The sequence below is a fragment of the Desulfofundulus thermocisternus DSM 10259 genome (assembly GCF_000686645.1).
Taxonomy (GTDB): Bacteria; Bacillota; Desulfotomaculia; order Desulfotomaculales; family Desulfovirgulaceae; genus Desulfofundulus; species Desulfofundulus australicus.
Window position 1 is genome coordinate 87,640 of record NZ_JMLG01000003.1, and the last position, 16,159, is coordinate 103,798.

A 16,159-nucleotide genomic window follows, 5' to 3' on the forward strand; every position below is an offset into this window, starting at 1 on the left:
GGATGTGCCCTGGTTTTAGTCGTCGCTCCCGGTCGTATCGCTGGCCGGGCCCAAAAGGCCCCGGCTCCGGTCTTCGGCGGGTACCGGCCACATTCACACATCCTGTGTTCAGGTGGCCTCCGCGGACATCCTGTCCGCGGCACGTGGCCTGGCCCGGCAGCGCTCACTCCAGGTCGCTCCTCCTTTAAAACCAGGGCACTTGGGAAGTTTGTCACCGGCGATTACCTTTAACGGTGGTTGGGATAAGAGATAATTTTTTTCTCCCAGGTACGGAAGATGACGTGCTTATCATCCCGGAAGACCAGGTACCTGGGCAGTACAGGGGTTTTCCCCAGCCCGCCGGGGGCATTGATGATATAGGTCGGCACAGCCAGGCCGGAGGTATACCCCCTCAATTTTTCCATAATCTCTATACCCTCATCCACGCTGGTAATAAAATGCCTGGTTCCCCTGACCTCTTTGGCGTGGAAGATGTAATAGGGACGAACCCGGATGCGCAGGAGCGCCTGGTTGAGTTTTTTCATTACATGGGGATTGTTGTTAACCCCTTTCAGCAGTACCGCCTGGTTGCCCAGAACCACACCCGCCTTAACCAGGCGATCGCAGGCTTCTTTCACTTCCGGCGTAATCTCCAGGGGATGATTGAACTGGGTGTTGATGTAAATGGGCGGGTGTTTTTCCAGGATGGCACATAACGCGGGGGTAATGCGCTGGGGCATGGTTACTATGGCCCTGGTTCCAATGCGCTTTATCTCCACATGGGGAATGGCGTCAAGTTCGCTTAACAACCAGTCCAGACAGCGATCACTTAACAGCAGGGCATCCCCGCCAGTAATCAGCACATCCCGGATTTCAGGATTACTACGGATGTAATCCAGGGCAGCCTTGAGAACTTCCCTGGGCTGGTGCCGGTCTATTTCCCCGATATTACGGCGCCGCTGGCAATGGCGGCAGTACATGGCACACTGGTTGGTTACATTGATAATCAACCGGTCGGGGTAACGACGGGTTATGGCCGGAGCCGGATTGGTAAAAGCCTCGGCCATGGGATCATCGCTACCGCCATTATCGGTCAATTCCGCCTCCTGGGGCACGGCTTGCAGCCATATGGGCCCCCCGGGCCGGTCAACGGCCAGCAGGCTGGCATAATAGGGAGATATTGCCCACCGGAAGCGTTTCCCCACCCTGGCAATACTCTGCTGTTCCTCGGGTGTCAGATCTACAATCTGGCTTAACTGCTCAACGGTGGTAATGCGATGAGCCATCTGCCAGTGCCAGTCAGCCCACTGCTCTTTTCCAGCCTTAAAGATTGAAAGGATTTTCTGCCGGGCTGCTTCCAGCTGCTCGACCAGATCAAGTCCGGTCGGGATCTTATCCTTAACCTGGAGGTAGTCACGGATGCTTTCCTTCAGTTCCTGCGCCCGTTGCAGTGAAATCCGGCGTTTTTCCTCGGCTGAAACGTTTTGTTTTTCTGCGATGTCAAATCCTGCTGGAGGCATTGGGAAAATAGCCATTTATACCCCCCCTTATGGAAAAATATAGCCCCAGGAATATTTTTCCTGGGGCAGAAGAAAGTGAACCCGTCATCGGGACAGCACAGGCACATGGGTGTAACCCGTGCCACCCCGAGCACATATGTCCTCCCTTCCACGCTTACGAAGTTAGCTGTCGGGTTCGGGTTGAAAGGATAACCCTACCCCCGGGAAAACGGGCGCACTATCACGCCTCCTCTCCAGGGGGATTCACCCCAGGAAATGGGTCCTCCGCTTCTTTCGGGTAAAGAATTAAGCGTTCAGGACATAAAATATTTATTTTGTTAACTAACTTTCCTTAAATTTTATCATTTTCCGGAGCAATTGTAAATGGTTTTTATTTTAACACCGGGGTTCACGACCCGTTAAAAGGCTCTGGCCCACCGGCTTTAAAGAGTCCAGCAGGCGGCGGATGATCCTTTCTCCGATACATTGATGTGCTGGCGTACCGTCTTTACGGAACATTTCCTCGTAAGGAATAAACAATGTAAAATAATTATCGGCATCAAAGTTTCCCAGCAGGTTCACCTTGGCCTTCATGTGAATGCGCAGGCCGTCCTTCTCGTTTTCAAAGATCATTTCTATATCCTCAATATGACGGAAATCTGCCGGTGTACCCGGGCCGGAACAGAATTTAAATACCTGCTGCCGGGAGGTAGAGATGAGACCACAGGAGGCAAACCCCAGATGCCAGGATAAAGCTTCCCAAACGGCAGTTATGGCCGGTGCCGGCTTTATATTCAGCTCAATCATACGGGTGAGATCGGGGGCAAGAGGAACCAGGACCTGAATCCGTAAATAACAGTGGTGATGAGAGCTGCTGATGGCCAGGTTCAGGGGCAGGCGCAGGGTGAAAGGGATGTTCAACCCTTTATCAGGATAAATAACTGCTTCCCCGGCCAGATCCATTCTGGCCGTAACTTCCCTTTTCTGGTGACGCCCTTTCTCACTTTCCTCTCCTTCCCACCATTCTTCCAGCAGTTCCAACCTGATCCCCCTTATACGCCGGGAGATTTTCGCCGCTTTCAGAGAAACTTCCCCCTGTACTGTTCCACCCTGGACATATTCCAGGGCAGGTAAATGAACATCCAGGGAAAGATCGAAAATTTTACCTTTTATATTGTTCCACAGGCTCAAAGATCCCCACCCTCCCCCCGCTTACCGGACTTTTGTTAATTATTCGCTCCCGGAGAAAACATTTCCTGCTGCTACCCTTCCGTAATGTTGCTCCTCCGGTTATGGCCGCCGGACCATCCGGTCCCGCTTTTTAACAGCATCCCATCATAGTTATAACCCCTCTCCCCCCATTTCTGTCTTCCTCAGATAATCTTCATCCGTCCTGATTTTTCTAAAATAAAACTGCCCCGGAGGGGCAGGCAGCTTGTAGAGAAAGTGTTTCCAGGATGTGCCCTGGTTTTAGTCGTCGCTCCCGGTCGTATCGCTGGCCGGGCCAAAAGGCCCTGGCTCCGGTCTTCGGCGGGTACCGGCCACATTCACACTTCCTGTGTTCAGGTGGCCTCCGCGGACATCCGGTCCGCGGCCCCGCCTCATCCCGTCGCCCGGGCCTGGCCCGGCAGCGCTCACTCCAGGTCGCTCCTCTTTAAAACCAGGGCACATAGGAAGTTTGTCGGTAGTCTGAAACTGCCCCGGAGGGGCAGGTCAAGCCGTTATCCGGAAGGAGCGGCTGGATTCCAGAGGTTCCACTATTGCTACCCGTAAACCATGCTCGGTCGCCCAGAGAATCTGGGAGGCAAGGCTGCCCACATCTCTTTCCTGAACAGCCCTGAGGGGCAAAGCCACGGGAAGGCAGAATTCCGGACGTCCGCCATCGCACAGACAAACCTGCAGGTGTACCCGGTCACCCACGGAACGCAGCGGAGCCAGACGTGTGATCCGCCCGTCCCGGGAGGAAAGCTCGGCCTGCACCTGAGCCAGCAGGGTACAGCCCAGTAACCAGATCAGTTCCTCCAGCAGGCAGGATCAAACGTTCAATGGTAACCGGGAGATAACCGTTTTTCGCATAGCAATTTTAATACTTAATGGCTATATTTACCGTTTGCCCCGGTGTATATCCGTTAAGAAAGGGGTAATAATATGAGCAACAGGGTCGGTAATGGCCGAGCCAAGACTGCTACAGGGTCACTTAAAAATGGCTCTGTAGCAGCCGGCCAAAGGTTGGTAGCGGGTCACAGGGCTCGCTACCAGCCGGCGGGCAGATCGCTGGATGTCCCGGCAGGCTCGGCAGCGGTCCGAAGGATTACTGCCGGGTCGTAAGGAATGTTCAGCGATCGAGCTAAGATCATTACAGGTGCCGGCAGTTTTTGTCATCTGACAAACAGCTTTTGTCATTGACAAAAAAGAGAGGTTTGGTGCAGTCGAGAGATTGTACCAGGCTTCCCAGGTATCTGTAATGGTCGAGCAAAGGTCATTACGGGTTCCGTAATGGTTTGCGACAGCCGAAAGGTTATCGTGGGCTATGCAGGGATCTGTAATGGCTGTAGCGAAGGCTGTTACCGGCTCGAAAAAGAAACCCTTCTCCACGGAGAAGGGTTTCTTTATTTACTGCCCGGTTATAACCCCTGCGCAACGGGGGCATAAGGTGGGGTGTTCCGGATGCTGTCCGACCCCGGGGTGGTACATCCAGCAGCGCTCACACTTTTTCCCCGGCGCCCTTTCCACCGCCACCGCCAGGTCGGGAATCATCTCCGAAGCCATTGCTTTTTCGGGCAAGTCCCCGTCCCACCTTTTCAGCTCCACGGCGGAAACGATGAAAATTGCCGGCAGCTCGTCCACCCCGGAGAGGAAATCATATAATTCCCCCCGGGCATATAATATCACCGCCGCCTCCAGGGAGTTACCGATTAGCTTTTCCCTGCGGGCTGCTTCGAGGGACCGGGTAACCTCGCCCCGTACCGCCAGCAGGCGCTCCCACCGGGTCTCCAGTTCCGGATCCAGGTAATCTTCATTGACCCGGGGCATGTCGGTTAGCTGAACACTTACCGGCGCATCCTTTTCTTTGGGAGCATAACGCCAGATTTCTTCCGTAGTAAAGGCCAGAATGGGCGTAAGCAGGCGTACCAGGGCATGCAACACCTGGTAAAGCACGGTTTGAGCCGCCCGGCGCTCCAGGGAAAGGGCGGGAGTGGTATAAAGCCTGTCTTTGATCATATCCAGATACAGCGCGCTCATGTCAACGGTACAGAAATGATGAATGGTGTGGAAAACCACATGGTACTCATAATCCCTGTAAGCAGCCAGTACCCGTTCTATCATCCGGTGCAGGCGTAAAAGGGCCCAGCGATCCATTTCCGGAAGCTGTTCATAGGGCACCTGATCACCGGGGCCGAAATCATAAAGGTTCCCCAGCAAAAACCGGCAGGTATTGCGGATTTTACGGTAAGCTTCCGTCATCTGCTTGAGGATGTTCTGCGATACCGCCAGGTCACCCCGGTAATCCGCCGAACTCACCCAGAGGCGTAAAATATCGGCTCCCATTTGCTCGACGATCTTCATAGGATCGATAACATTCCCCAATGACTTGCTCATCTTGCGGCCCTGCTCGTCAACCACAAAACCATGGGTGAGTACGGCCCGGTAGGGAGCCTGGCCCCGCACAGCCACCGCCGTGGAAAGGGAACTGTTGAACCAGCCCCGGTGCTGATCGCTACCTTCCAGGTAGAGATCCGCCGGCCAGCTCAGTTCCGGCCATATATCCGGCTGCTCCAGCACACCCACATGGGAAGTACCGCTATCAAACCAGACATCCATAATGTCGGTTTCCCTGGTAAACTCACCGGCCCCGCAGAACGGGCATTTGAAACCGGGAGGGAGCAATTCCGCCGCTTCCTTCATGAACCAGATATCCGAGCCATGTTCTCTGAACAACCCCTGTAGGTGGGATATGGTTTCCGGGGTAATAATCTCTTTTCCGCAGGCCTGACAATAGAAAATGGGTATGGGTACACCCCAGGTCCGCTGGCGGGAGATACACCAGTCGCTGCGGTTGGCCACCATATTATAAATGCGCTCTTCTCCCCAGGCCGGAATCCAGCGCACCTGGCGGATAGCCTCCAGGGCCTTCTTGCGGAAGCCTTCAATGGAAGCAAACCACTGTTCTGTGGCCCGGAAAAAGACAGGCTTCTTGCAGCGCCAGCAGTGGGGGTACTGGTGGCTGATGGTACCGCTATTGAGCAGCTTGCCCCTGGCTTTTAGCTCGGCAATAATATTATCGTTGGCCTCCGCATAAAACTGGCCGGCAAACTGCCCCGCTTCCCCGGTGAAATATCCCCGGCCATCAACGGGAGAAAGAATGGGCAGGTCATACTGCAGCCCTACCAGGTAGTCTTCATGGCCGTGACCGGGAGCCGTATGCACGCAACCGGTTCCGGCATCCAGGGTAACGTGATCGCCTAAAATGACTAAAGAATCCCGCTCGATAAAGGGGTGCTTTAAAACCACACCCTCCAGGTCTTTCCCCGTAAACTCTTCTATAACGGTCCATTCTTCCAGGCCGACGGCCCGGGCAAATGAAGGCACCAGTTCCCTGGCCACCACGTACTTCTCTGCACCGGCAGCCACCAGGGCATAGGCAAATTCCGGGTGCAGGCAAACGGCGACATTGGCAATCAACGTCCAGGGAGTGGTGGTCCAGATAACCACCTGGCTACCAACCGGCAAGCGGCCCCTTCCATCTTTAACGGGAAAAGAAACATAGATGGAGGGGGACTTTTTATCCTGATACTCCACTTCCGCCTCGGCCAGGGCAGTTTCACAGGTAGCGCACCAGTAAACGGGTTTCAAGCCCTTATAAATGTAACCCCGGCGGGCCATTTCTCCGAAAACACCTATCTGCGCGGCCTCATAGTGGGGCATCAGGGTGAGGTAGGGATGTTCCCAATCCCCTCGCACACCCAGGCGCTTGAACTCCTGGCGCTGGATATCCACAAATTTTAAAGCGTATTCTTTACACCTGCGCCGGAACTCCACGGGATGAACGGCATGCCGGTTCAACCCCAGGCTCTTAATGGCCTGCTGTTCTATGGGCAGCCCGTGGGTATCCCACCCGGGAACATAGGGGGCATCATAGCCAGCCATGGAGTGATATTTAACCACAATATCCTTGAGCACCTTGTTCAGGGCAGTCCCCAGGTGGATGTGCCCGTTGGCGTAGGGCGGCCCGTCATGCAGGATAAACTTGGGCCGGCCGGCATTCTTTTGCTGTACCAGGCGGTAAATATTAATTTCATCCCAGAACTTCAAGATCTCTGGTTCCCGCTGGGGCAGATTGGCCCGCATGGGGAAATCAGTTTTGGGCAGGTTCAAAGTCTGGCTGTAATCCATCCGCACCACCTCAGGCTAACATTAGTCCTCAAGCATGTCCCCCAAATAGAAAAAGCCCGCCCCAAAGGGACGGGATATTCCCGCGGTACCACCCTTCTAGACAGGTAAAAAGGCCTTTCTACCTGTCCCCTCATTTTGCCGGTAACGGTGGCTGACCGTCCGGGCTTACTGGGCGGTTACCCGCCGTTCAGCCGGAACCTCCCGGGTGATTTTCACCGCGGACCCCTGTACCCGTTTCCAGCTTCCCCGGGCTCTCTGTAACAGGAGTGCCGGGCTACTCGTCCCGTTCACAGGCTTTAACAGCTTTAAAACAAGGAGTATTATACACAAAAACAGGGCCAGCGTCAATCTTACGGGCCGGTTAGGCCGGGGTTAAGTTTAATTTCTCCCCGGCTCAAAGGCCGCTCGCTGGCGTGCCGGAACAGCGACCATTTTATCCGTTGTTCCTGGCGCCGGTGGTGGTTTCCAGCAGGGAAAGTATCCTCCCGGCAGCAATGCCCTTTACCCTGATTAACTTGCTGCGTCCCTTTTGCCCGGCCACAATTTCCACCTGCGACCTGGGCACCCCCAGCAGCCGGGCCAGAAAATCACGCAGGGCTTCGTTGGCTTCCCCCTCCACAGGGGGGGCCGTGAGGCGTATTTTCAGGGCATCTTCATGCAGCCCGGTCAGCTCATTCCTGGCTGCCCGGGGCTGAACGCGCACCTTAAAAACCACCGCTTCCTTTTCTTCACGCAGGAAGACCATAAAACCGCCACCCGTTAAACATACCGGTGCAGGATAAGCGCCAGGCGGCCGCTTCTGGTCGTTCCTGTGACACGGGTCACCTGAACCCGACCGCGTCCCCTGGCGGAAATAATATCCCCCTCCCGCACCGTTCGTGAAAGTTCAGTGCAGACCTGCCAGTTCACGCTAACCCGCTGGGCGGTAATTTCCCGGGCCATCCTGGTGCGAGAAGTGCCAAAGCCGGCGGCTGCCACCACATCCAGGCGCAGGGAAGGAACGGTGGCCTTGATTTCCCTGACCCGCCGGGGGGGAGGGCAGATCTGCTCCCGGGAAATCTCCTCCACAGTCACAGGGACGGAACCCACCCTGGTCAGCTGGGATTGCACGAAAGGTGCCACTTCGGCAGCCACCACCAGCTGAGCCCGGTCGTTATGCAGGAGGATGTCTCCAATTTTCTCCCGGCGCAGGCCCAGGGAGAGCAGGGCCCCGAGAAAATCCCTGTGGCTGAGCTCCTGCTCTGCAAAGGAGCCCCGCAGCGAAAGGTACGCCAGCTGCCAGTCTTCCTCCCGGGGCTCCAGGTAATCGGGATAAATAAGCACGCGCACCCTTTCGGCAGCCGGGTAACCGCCGTCGCTTCCGGCTGCCAGATCGGGAACCCTCTTCAGGGCCATATCCACCAGACCGGCGTGATAGGGATCAAGGAAATCGGTTACCCGGGGCTGCCGGGTACGTAAAACCTGCTGTACCAGGTCATAAATCCTGGCCAGCATCTCTTTTTCCTCCTGGTTCCTGGCATGGCAGAGCAAAAACTCCTTGTCCAGCACGTCTTCACATCCTTCTGGTCCTACAATCCCAGTGCCCGGATCACGTTGAGGATTATCTGGCGCAGCAGTTCCAACGCAAAAAAGGCTACCAGGGGTGAAAAGTCAAGCATACCCACAGGGGGAATAAAACGCCTGAAAAACCCCAGTACAGGTTCGGTAATTTCGTAAATGAAGCGGATCAGAGGATGATAGGGGTTGTGACGGATAAAAGATAAAATAATCCGGATAAAAATTAACCAGGTGTATACCTGAAAGGCGACATTAATAATACGTTCCAGGCTCATGACGCTCTCCTTTTATTTTAATCCCTCGGACAGTTCCCGGGAACGGCGGGTGGCTTCTTCTACCGCCCGCATAAGGGTTACCCGTAACCCTCCCTCTTCCAGGGCATAAACACCCGCAATGGCCGTCCCTCCCGGGGTGGTAACCATATTCTTAAGGCGGCCGGGGTGTTCACTGGTTTCCAGGACCATCTGGGCTGCCCCCAGCATGGTCTGGGCACTGAGCAGAAGAGCCACATCCCGGGGGAGGCCTACCCGCACCCCTGCATCAGCCAGCGCCTCCAGGATAACATACATATAGGCGGGCCCGCTGCCACTGAGTCCTGTTACAGCATCCATCAACCCTTCCGGTACTTCTACCGCCCGGCCGACGGCGCTGAAAATGGCTCTCGCCCGCTCCCGGTCCCGGTCGCCGGCATTGGTGCCGGAGCAAAGGGCACTGGCCCCGCACCCCAAAAGACACGGCGTATTGGGCATAACGCGAATTACCGGTACCGGCTCAGGGAGAAATTTTTCAATGAACCGGGTAGTGATACCGGCGGCAATAGAAATCAGCGTTTGCCGGGGCTGGAACAGGTCCCCCGTTTCTTTTAAAACCTCCTCCACCACCTGGGGCTTAACCGCCAGGATAACCACATCCGACTCCCTGACCAGATCCCTGTTACTCTCCCGTCCATTAACGCCCAGCTCCCGGCTCAGGTAATCCAGCCTCTCGTGGCGGGTATCGCTCACATACAGGTTACGGGCCTGAATACCGCTTTTAATCAACCCCGTAAGCAGGGCCTGGGCCATGGCCCCGCCCCCCAGGCAGCCAATGGCGAGTCCCGTTAACGGCAAAAAGAACACCCCCGTTATTCATCTTTCCAGGGGAAAATTCCCCGTTCCCCATATTCTTTAATGTTTCCTGCAATATCCATGTTGCTGGGAACGAAGAGAAAAATTCCATTACCCACTTTTTGCATGCTCCCGTTCAGCGCGTAAGTGGCGCCGCTGATAAAATCCACTATGCGCCTGGCCAGATCGCTTTCCGCCCTCTCCAGGTTAACCACCACCGGGCGACGGTTTTTCAAATGATCGGCTATAGCCTGCACATCTTCAAAGACCCTGGGTTCGGCCACAATAACCCGCACCTGGCGCTGGGTGTGCAGGCTGAAAACCTGGCCCTTGCGCTTTACCTGGGGCACCGGATCTTCTTCCCGGAAATGCTCCTTTTCCTCTTCCTCCACGGGCTCCTCTTCAAAACCCATAAAACCCAAGACTTTGTCCACCAGTTTCCTGGCCATGGTTATCCCTCCTGGAATTATGGTCGGGGGCCAAAAATGGCGCTACCCACCCGGATGATGTTTGCCCCTTCTTCCACGGCTACGGTAAAATCATTGCTCATCCCCATGGATAAATAATCCAGGGGCAATCCCGGCAATTCCCGCTTGAGCCAGCCGGCCATCCGGTTCAGCTCCCTGAAAACCGGTCTCACCTGCTCGGGATCGGAAACAAAGGGAGCGATGGTCATTAACCCGCGCACGCGGACACCCTCCAGGCCGGCCACTTCTTCAATAAAGCTTTTTACCTCTCCCGGCGGCACACCGTATTTGGTTTCTTCCCCGGAAATATTCACCTGAACCAGAACTTCCGCCACCAGCCCCCGTTCCCGGGCCCGGCGGCTGATTTCCCGGGCCAGGCGCAGGCTGTCCAGGGAATGGATCAGGCTCACCTTACCAATAATATACTTTACCTTATTGGTTTGCAAATGCCCGATCATATGCCATTCAATATCTCCCGGCAGACGGGGCTGTTTGGCCACCAGTTCCTGCACCCGGTTTTCACCAAAAACTTTTATTCCTGCCGCCAGGGCTTCTTGCATGACTTCCAGGGAAACATTCTTGGTTACGGCCACCAGTTTAACCGAACCGGGATCCCGGCCGGTTTTGAGTGCTGCCCTTGCTACCTGTTCCCATACACGGGCAAGGTTCTCCCTTACTCCCAATATCCGTCCCTCCAGCTCCTCACTCCAGTTCATCGCCTTCCCGTACCCAGAACGGGTTGGCCACGTAGCGGGTGCAGGCAGACAGCTGCTCCCCGGTAATAATTACCCGTTCCGGTGTTCCCCCCAGGACCCGTACGGGAACCCACGCGACCCGGCGGCGGGAGACAATATAAATTCCCTGCTCCTCCCCCCTTTTCACCAGCGCCCGGGAAGGTACTACATATCCGGACAGTTCCCCTACCTTCAGCTCCATCTGAACCTGGCGCCGGTGAATCAGGTCACCGGGATAAGCGGGTAACAGAAAAAGCATTTCCTCTCCGGCAATCTTCTCCAGACGGGCCTCCACCGGCCGCCCCTGCCACAGGATAACCACCTGCTGACCGGCAGGCCATTTTACCGCCCGGTTTCCTTCCCCATCAACGCGGCACCAGTACCATATACCGGAAAGGTTATCCACCAGCTTGCCCACCGGCTCTCCCTTTTCCACCCTGCTCCCGGTAACGGGAGAAACGGGTTTTACTTCCAGTTTTTCCACGGCTTCCATTTTCAATGCATTTGCGGGCCGCAGCACCTCTTCCAGGCCATCAATATGGTTGCAAAAAACCCCTCCCCGGGGGGCGTAAACAACCCGTTTTTCCCCTGCACCACCGTTCTGTGAGAGGATGACTTCTGCCACCGGAGCGCCGGCCCGCACCCTTTCCCCATCATCCACCAGCAGTCTTAACTGGCCCCTCCCCGGTGAGAGAAGCAACTGTTCTTCCTTGATCAGCCACCCGGAGGTGGCCATGGTGCGGGAAATCCTGTCCTCCTTCAACCACTCTATATCTACCAGCCGAACCCTGACCAGATTCCACAGGTAAAACATGAGAATCAGGACAAGGATGACCAGGAAATATATTCTTCTGATCCGGGGCAGGGAAGTCAATCCCGTCACCTGCCAAACCTGGATGTAGATGCAACTTGATTTATTCGACGTTTCCCGGGGTAAATCCTGCGCCAAAGTTAAGAATCAGTTCAGCTCCCAGCGCTCACCGGTAACCAGGTAGATAACCGCTTCCCCGATATTGGTGGCATGATCGGCTATTCTTTCCAGATAGCGGCTGACATATAAAAGGTAGGCCGACTGCATTACCGTCCGGGGATCTTCCCTCATGCTGTTGACCAGTTCCCGGAACACCCTGGCAAAAATATAATCCACCTCGTCGTCCAGGGCGCACATCTCCCTGGCTTTCTGGACATCGCCATTGACATAGGCATCCAGCCCGTCCTTGACCATCTGCTGGGCAAGCCGGGCCATCCGCGGGATATAATCCAGGCATTTTACTGTTAAAGGCTGGCCGCTCAGGCACATGGTAGCCCGGGCAATATCCACCGCATGGTCGGCCATTCGCTCCAGGCTCAAAAGAATCTTGATCCCGGTAATGGCCACTCGCAAATCCCGGGCCAGGGGTTGCTGGGTAGCAATTAACTTGACGCACTTATCCTCAATTTCCAGGTAAAGTTCGTCAATCATTTCATCGCTCATAATTACCTGGGCCGCACCGGCCACGTCGAGCCTGATCAGGGATTGTACTGAATCGTAAATGGCCTGCTCCACCAGGCTGGCCATGCGCAGGATGTCCTGCTGAAGTTCGGCCAGGGCCCTTTCAAAGGAAGAACGGGGACTCACGGTCATCCCTCCCGGAAAATATAAACTTTATCCCCTGGAAGCCAGAATACAGTAAATATAATTAACCGAATCTTCCGGTAATGTAATCTTCCGTACGCCGATCCCTGGGACGGGTGAAAATTTCTTCCGTTGCCCCCCATTCCACCACTTCACCGTTTAAAAAATACGCGGCAATATCCGAAACCCGAGCGGCCTGCTGCATGTTATGGGTCACAATAACAATGGTATAGTCTTTTTTCAGCTCCTGAATCAATTCTTCTATTTTTAAAGTGGAAATGGGATCCAGCGCGGAACTGGGTTCGTCCATCAACAGGACCTCCGGTTCCACCGCCAGGAGGCGGGCAATGCAGAGGCGCTGCTGCTGGCCGCCGGAAAGACCCAGGGCCGACTTGAACAAGCGGTCCCGCACTTCATCCCACAGGGCCGCCTGCCGCAGGCTTCTTTCAACAATTTCGTCCAGCAGCCGCCGGTTCTTAATACCGTGAACCCGGGGACCGTAGGCCACGTTATCATAAATGGACATGGGGAAGGGGTTGGGGCGCTGGAAGACCATGCCCACCCGCTTGCGCAGGTGAACCACATCCACATCACGAGCGTAAATATCCTGGCCGTCCAGCAGGACCCGGCCTTCAACCCGCACACCCTCGACAAGATCATTCATCCGGTTCAAGGTGCGCAGGAAGGTTGATTTGCCGCAACCGGAAGGGCCAATAAGGGCAGTTATTTTGTTGGCCTGAATGCTTAAATTTATATCCCTTAAAGCTTGAAAATCCTTATAATAGAGGTTTAAATTCTTAATATCAATTTTTACCCGGTTCTCCATCAGGGCACCCCCACATGAACTTTTCTGCTGCTTTAACCGGATACATTTTCTGCCAGGGGCAGGGTGAAGAAAAACAGGCTTCCCTTCCCGGGCGTGCTTTGCACATCAATTTTCCCGCCGTGGGCCCGGATAATATGCTTCACAATAGCCAGGCCGATCCCATACCCCCCCAGTTCCCTGGAACGGGCCTTATCCACCCGGTAGAAGCGCTCAAAAACCCGGGGCAGGCTTTCAGCTGGAATACCGATGCCGGTATCCTCCACTTCCACCCTCAATTGATCCCCCCGGACCATGGCCCGGATGGTTATGCTGCCCCGGGGCGGGGTATATTTAACGGCATTATCCAGCAAATTAATCAACACCTGGGCGAGCATATCGGGGTCACCGTAAACCGCAGGCAGGTCCCGGGGTACTTCCAGGGAGAGAGTGAGCGATTTTTCCCCTGCCCGGGGCCGGAAGAGGGAGACCACGCGGCTGATAATGTCCGCCAGGTTCACCCGCTGCCAGCGGTGCACCACCCGCCGTTCCTCTATTTTAGACAGGTTGAGCAGCTCATCAACCAGGCGGGTCAGGCGCTCTGTTTCCTGGCTTATTATTTCCAGGAAATGACGGGATGCCCCGGGATCATCAATCGCCCCGTCGAGCAGGGTTTCCAGAAATCCTTTAATGGAGGTTAAAGGGGTGCGCAGCTCATGGGAAACGTTGGCCACAAACTCGGTTCGCATTTGCTCCAGCTTTTTGCGTTCGGTGATATCCCTAAGGACCACCACTACCCCGCCTGTTTCCCCGTGGCAACCTTTCAGAGGGGTGGCCTGGAGGCGAAAGAAACGCGGCTCCGAGCCGGCCCCCAGAATTTTTATTTCCTCACTGGTGGAGTTTTGCGACTCCAGAGTCCTGCTCAGGAGGCGCTCAAGGTCATAGTTACGGATAACCCCCAGGATTTTTTTCCCCAGGCAGGCCTCCTCCCTTAAATCAAAAATTTCTTCTACCACCGGGTTTATAAGCAGCACGCGACCATCCCGGTCCAGGGCAATTACACCGTCGGCCATACTGTTCAAAATGGCCCGCACCCTGTTCTTTTCCTCGGTAATCATAGCTATAGTTTCCCGCAGCTGCCGGGCCATTTCGTTAATACTGCGGGCCAGTTCTCCTATTTCATCGGGTGTACACAGGTGCAATTCCCGGTCCAGGTTACCCCGGGCCATATCCCTGGCCGCGGCAATTATTTCATTTAACGGGCCGATAACCCTCCGGTATAAAAGCCAGGCCAGCAATACCGATAGGGGCAGGATGATTAACAAGGCCCCCAGGACGCTCAACTTTTTGGCGGCATAGAGCTGCAGGAGGGCAAAAAAGATAACCATAAGGAAAAAATAACTGACCACCGGCCGCCAGGATACACCCTGCAGGAAGTTGAGCTTCACCCTCTAAGGCACCTCCCGGAAACGATAACCCACCCCGCGCACCGTTTCAATATACTGGGGGGCACCGGGTACCTGCTCCAGCTTCTGGCGGATATGGCGGATGTGAACATCCACCGTCCGGGAATCACCGGTATAGTCGTAACCCCAGATCTGTTCCAGGAGGTAATCCCGGGAAAATACCCTTCCCGGTTCACTGGCCAGCAGGCGGAGCAACTCGAACTCTTTCGGGGTCAGATCCTGCTTTACACCGTCAATGGTGACCAGAAAACGTTCCGGATCAATTACCAGCCGGCCGCGAACCAGCCTCCCTCCACGGTGGTGAGCACGCCTGTCTTCCCCGGACCGGCGCAGGCGAGCTTTAACCCGGGCCACCAGCTCCCGGGGACTGAAGGGCTTGGTCACGTAATCATCGGCTCCCATTTCCAGACCCAGGACTTTATCCAGTTCATCCCCCCGGGCGCTGATCATAATAACCGGAATGCGGCGGGTGGCAGCTTCCTGCTGTAAGATCCGGCAGACGGCCAGCCCATCCTGCTCCGGCAGCATTACATCCAGGAGGATGAGATCGGGCCGCTGGGAGCGAGCTATTTCCACAGCCGTATTCCCATCGGTAGCGGTCACCACCTGGTAACCTTCTTTCTCCAGGTTGAAACGTATCAGCTCGAGGATATGTTCCTCGTCATCGACCACCAGGATCTTAGCCATATACTCACCCTCCCCCGGTAAAAAAGCTTTCAGGTCAGCATGAGCAGGGCCGCCATCCTCCCCGTTCGACCGCCACTGCCCCGGTAGGAGAAAAAGAGATCCTGCCGGCAACAGGTGCAGATACCGGCCGTAAAAATATTTTCCGGTAAAAGACCTGCTTTTAGGAGGATGCGCCGGTTGGCTTCCCAGAGGTTCATCTGCCACCTGCCCGATGGATTGGATGTTAAGAGCTCCTGCCAGAGCGGAAAATGCTCTTTAAAAAGGTCAGCCACAGGTGCATCCACTTCATAGCAGCAGGGCCCGATGGAAGGGCCGATGCCCGCCAGGCAATCCGCCGGCCGGGTGCCGAAGAAACGGCCCATGGCTTCCACCGTTTTGGCCGCAATATCAAGAAAGGTTCCCCTCCAGCCGGCATGGGCCAGGCCGACCACCCGCCGGACCGGGTCAAGAAGAAAAACCGGCACGCAATCGGCGTAGTAACTGGACAGGGGGACCAGGGGCTCACCGGTAATCAGGGCATCGGTGGCCGGCAGGGCGTCTTCCTGGGTGCGGGCTCCCCGGCCCCGGTGTTCCACTCCCACCACCGCCACCCGGTCCCCGTGTACCTGCTGGCCGGCCACCAGGTGGGCGGGGTTTATATGCATAGCCCGGCAGGCCCGCTCCCGGTTGCTCAATACCTGTTCGGGATCATCACCCACGTGCAGGGCCATATTTAAAGTAGCGAACTCCCCGGTACTGGTACCGCCATGGCGGGCGGTAAAGCCGTGGCTCACCAGGCCGGTATCCAGAAAGGCCTTCCAGGCCAGCCATTTAACCATTCCCTTTTCCTGCCACAGGTAAGGGACCACCAGAG

16 protein-coding genes, 1 riboswitch and 1 other annotated feature are annotated in these 16,159 nt (G+C 55.7%); all 16 genes read right to left on the minus strand.

The window, feature by feature from the left end; all coding sequences use genetic code 11:
* Positions 1 to 227: 227 nt before the first annotated feature.
* On the minus strand, positions 228 to 1,499 hold the full coding sequence (eam, locus tag BR83_RS0104485; RefSeq protein ID WP_034634532.1) for a glutamate 2,3-aminomutase: 1,272 nt from the start codon (positions 1,497 to 1,499) through the stop codon (positions 228 to 230).
* A gap of 136 nt (positions 1,500 to 1,635) precedes the next feature.
* Positions 1,636 to 1,801, minus strand: a riboswitch (cyclic di-AMP (ydaO/yuaA leader).
* A gap of 73 nt (positions 1,802 to 1,874) precedes the next feature.
* Positions 1,875 to 2,669 (minus strand): sporulation protein, encoded by a 795-nt coding sequence (locus BR83_RS0104490; protein WP_027356070.1) that lies wholly within the window; start codon positions 2,667 to 2,669, stop codon positions 1,875 to 1,877.
* 522 nt (positions 2,670 to 3,191) lie between these two features.
* Entirely contained in the window at positions 3,192 to 3,458 is a 267-nt protein-coding gene (locus BR83_RS0104495; protein ID WP_027356071.1) for a hypothetical protein, read from the minus strand.
* A gap of 633 nt (positions 3,459 to 4,091) precedes the next feature.
* Positions 4,092 to 6,872: an isoleucine--tRNA ligase gene (gene ileS / locus BR83_RS0104500; protein WP_027356072.1), complete on the minus strand. Its 2,781-nt coding sequence runs from the start codon at positions 6,870 to 6,872 to the stop codon at positions 4,092 to 4,094.
* A 62-nt stretch (positions 6,873 to 6,934) separates the two neighbouring features.
* Positions 6,935 to 7,172, minus strand: a binding site (T-box leader).
* A 133-nt stretch (positions 7,173 to 7,305) separates the two neighbouring features.
* Positions 7,306 to 7,617 (minus strand): DUF167 domain-containing protein, encoded by a 312-nt coding sequence (locus tag BR83_RS0104510; RefSeq protein ID WP_027356073.1) that lies wholly within the window; start codon positions 7,615 to 7,617, stop codon positions 7,306 to 7,308.
* A 14-nt stretch (positions 7,618 to 7,631) separates the two neighbouring features.
* A complete protein-coding gene (locus BR83_RS0104515; protein ID WP_027356074.1) occupies positions 7,632 to 8,420 on the minus strand; it encodes a YlmH family RNA-binding protein in 789 nt (262 codons plus the stop codon).
* Positions 8,421 to 8,440: 20 nt separating this feature from the next.
* Entirely contained in the window at positions 8,441 to 8,704 is a 264-nt protein-coding gene (locus tag BR83_RS0104520) for a YggT family protein (RefSeq protein WP_027356075.1), read from the minus strand.
* Between the two features lie 12 nt (positions 8,705 to 8,716).
* A complete protein-coding gene (gene proC, locus BR83_RS0104525) occupies positions 8,717 to 9,538 on the minus strand; it encodes a pyrroline-5-carboxylate reductase (protein WP_027356076.1) in 822 nt (273 codons plus the stop codon).
* Positions 9,539 to 9,552: 14 nt separating this feature from the next.
* The gene (locus BR83_RS0104530) at positions 9,553 to 9,984 is read right to left on the minus strand and encodes a cell division protein SepF (protein WP_034634503.1); all 432 of its coding nucleotides are present in this window, start codon (positions 9,982 to 9,984) and stop codon (positions 9,553 to 9,555) included.
* Between the two features lie 17 nt (positions 9,985 to 10,001).
* Positions 10,002 to 10,718 carry a YggS family pyridoxal phosphate-dependent enzyme gene (locus BR83_RS0104535; protein WP_322786309.1) on the minus strand — a complete coding sequence of 239 codons (717 nt, stop codon included), beginning with the start codon at positions 10,716 to 10,718 and terminating at the stop codon, positions 10,002 to 10,004.
* The gene (locus BR83_RS0104540) at positions 10,705 to 11,610 is read right to left on the minus strand and encodes an HlyD family efflux transporter periplasmic adaptor subunit (protein WP_027356079.1); all 906 of its coding nucleotides are present in this window, start codon (positions 11,608 to 11,610) and stop codon (positions 10,705 to 10,707) included. Before BR83_RS0104540 ends, BR83_RS0104535 begins: the two co-directional genes overlap by 14 nt.
* 84 nt (positions 11,611 to 11,694) lie before the next feature.
* Complete coding sequence (gene phoU / locus BR83_RS0104545) at positions 11,695 to 12,354, minus strand: phosphate signaling complex protein PhoU (protein ID WP_027356080.1); 660 nt, start codon at positions 12,352 to 12,354, stop codon at positions 11,695 to 11,697.
* Positions 12,355 to 12,415: 61 nt separating this feature from the next.
* Entirely contained in the window at positions 12,416 to 13,177 is a 762-nt protein-coding gene (pstB, locus tag BR83_RS0104550; RefSeq protein ID WP_027356081.1) for a phosphate ABC transporter ATP-binding protein PstB, read from the minus strand.
* A gap of 32 nt (positions 13,178 to 13,209) precedes the next feature.
* A complete protein-coding gene (gene pnpS / locus BR83_RS0104555; RefSeq protein WP_027356082.1) occupies positions 13,210 to 14,601 on the minus strand; it encodes a two-component system histidine kinase PnpS in 1,392 nt (463 codons plus the stop codon).
* 3 nt (positions 14,602 to 14,604) lie between these two features.
* Positions 14,605 to 15,306 (minus strand): response regulator transcription factor, encoded by a 702-nt coding sequence (locus BR83_RS0104560; RefSeq protein ID WP_027356083.1) that lies wholly within the window; start codon positions 15,304 to 15,306, stop codon positions 14,605 to 14,607.
* 29 nt (positions 15,307 to 15,335) lie between these two features.
* The gene (gene pgeF / locus BR83_RS0104565) at positions 15,336 to 16,154 is read right to left on the minus strand and encodes a peptidoglycan editing factor PgeF (RefSeq protein WP_242839625.1); all 819 of its coding nucleotides are present in this window, start codon (positions 16,152 to 16,154) and stop codon (positions 15,336 to 15,338) included.
* Positions 16,155 to 16,159: the final 5 nt, after the last annotated feature.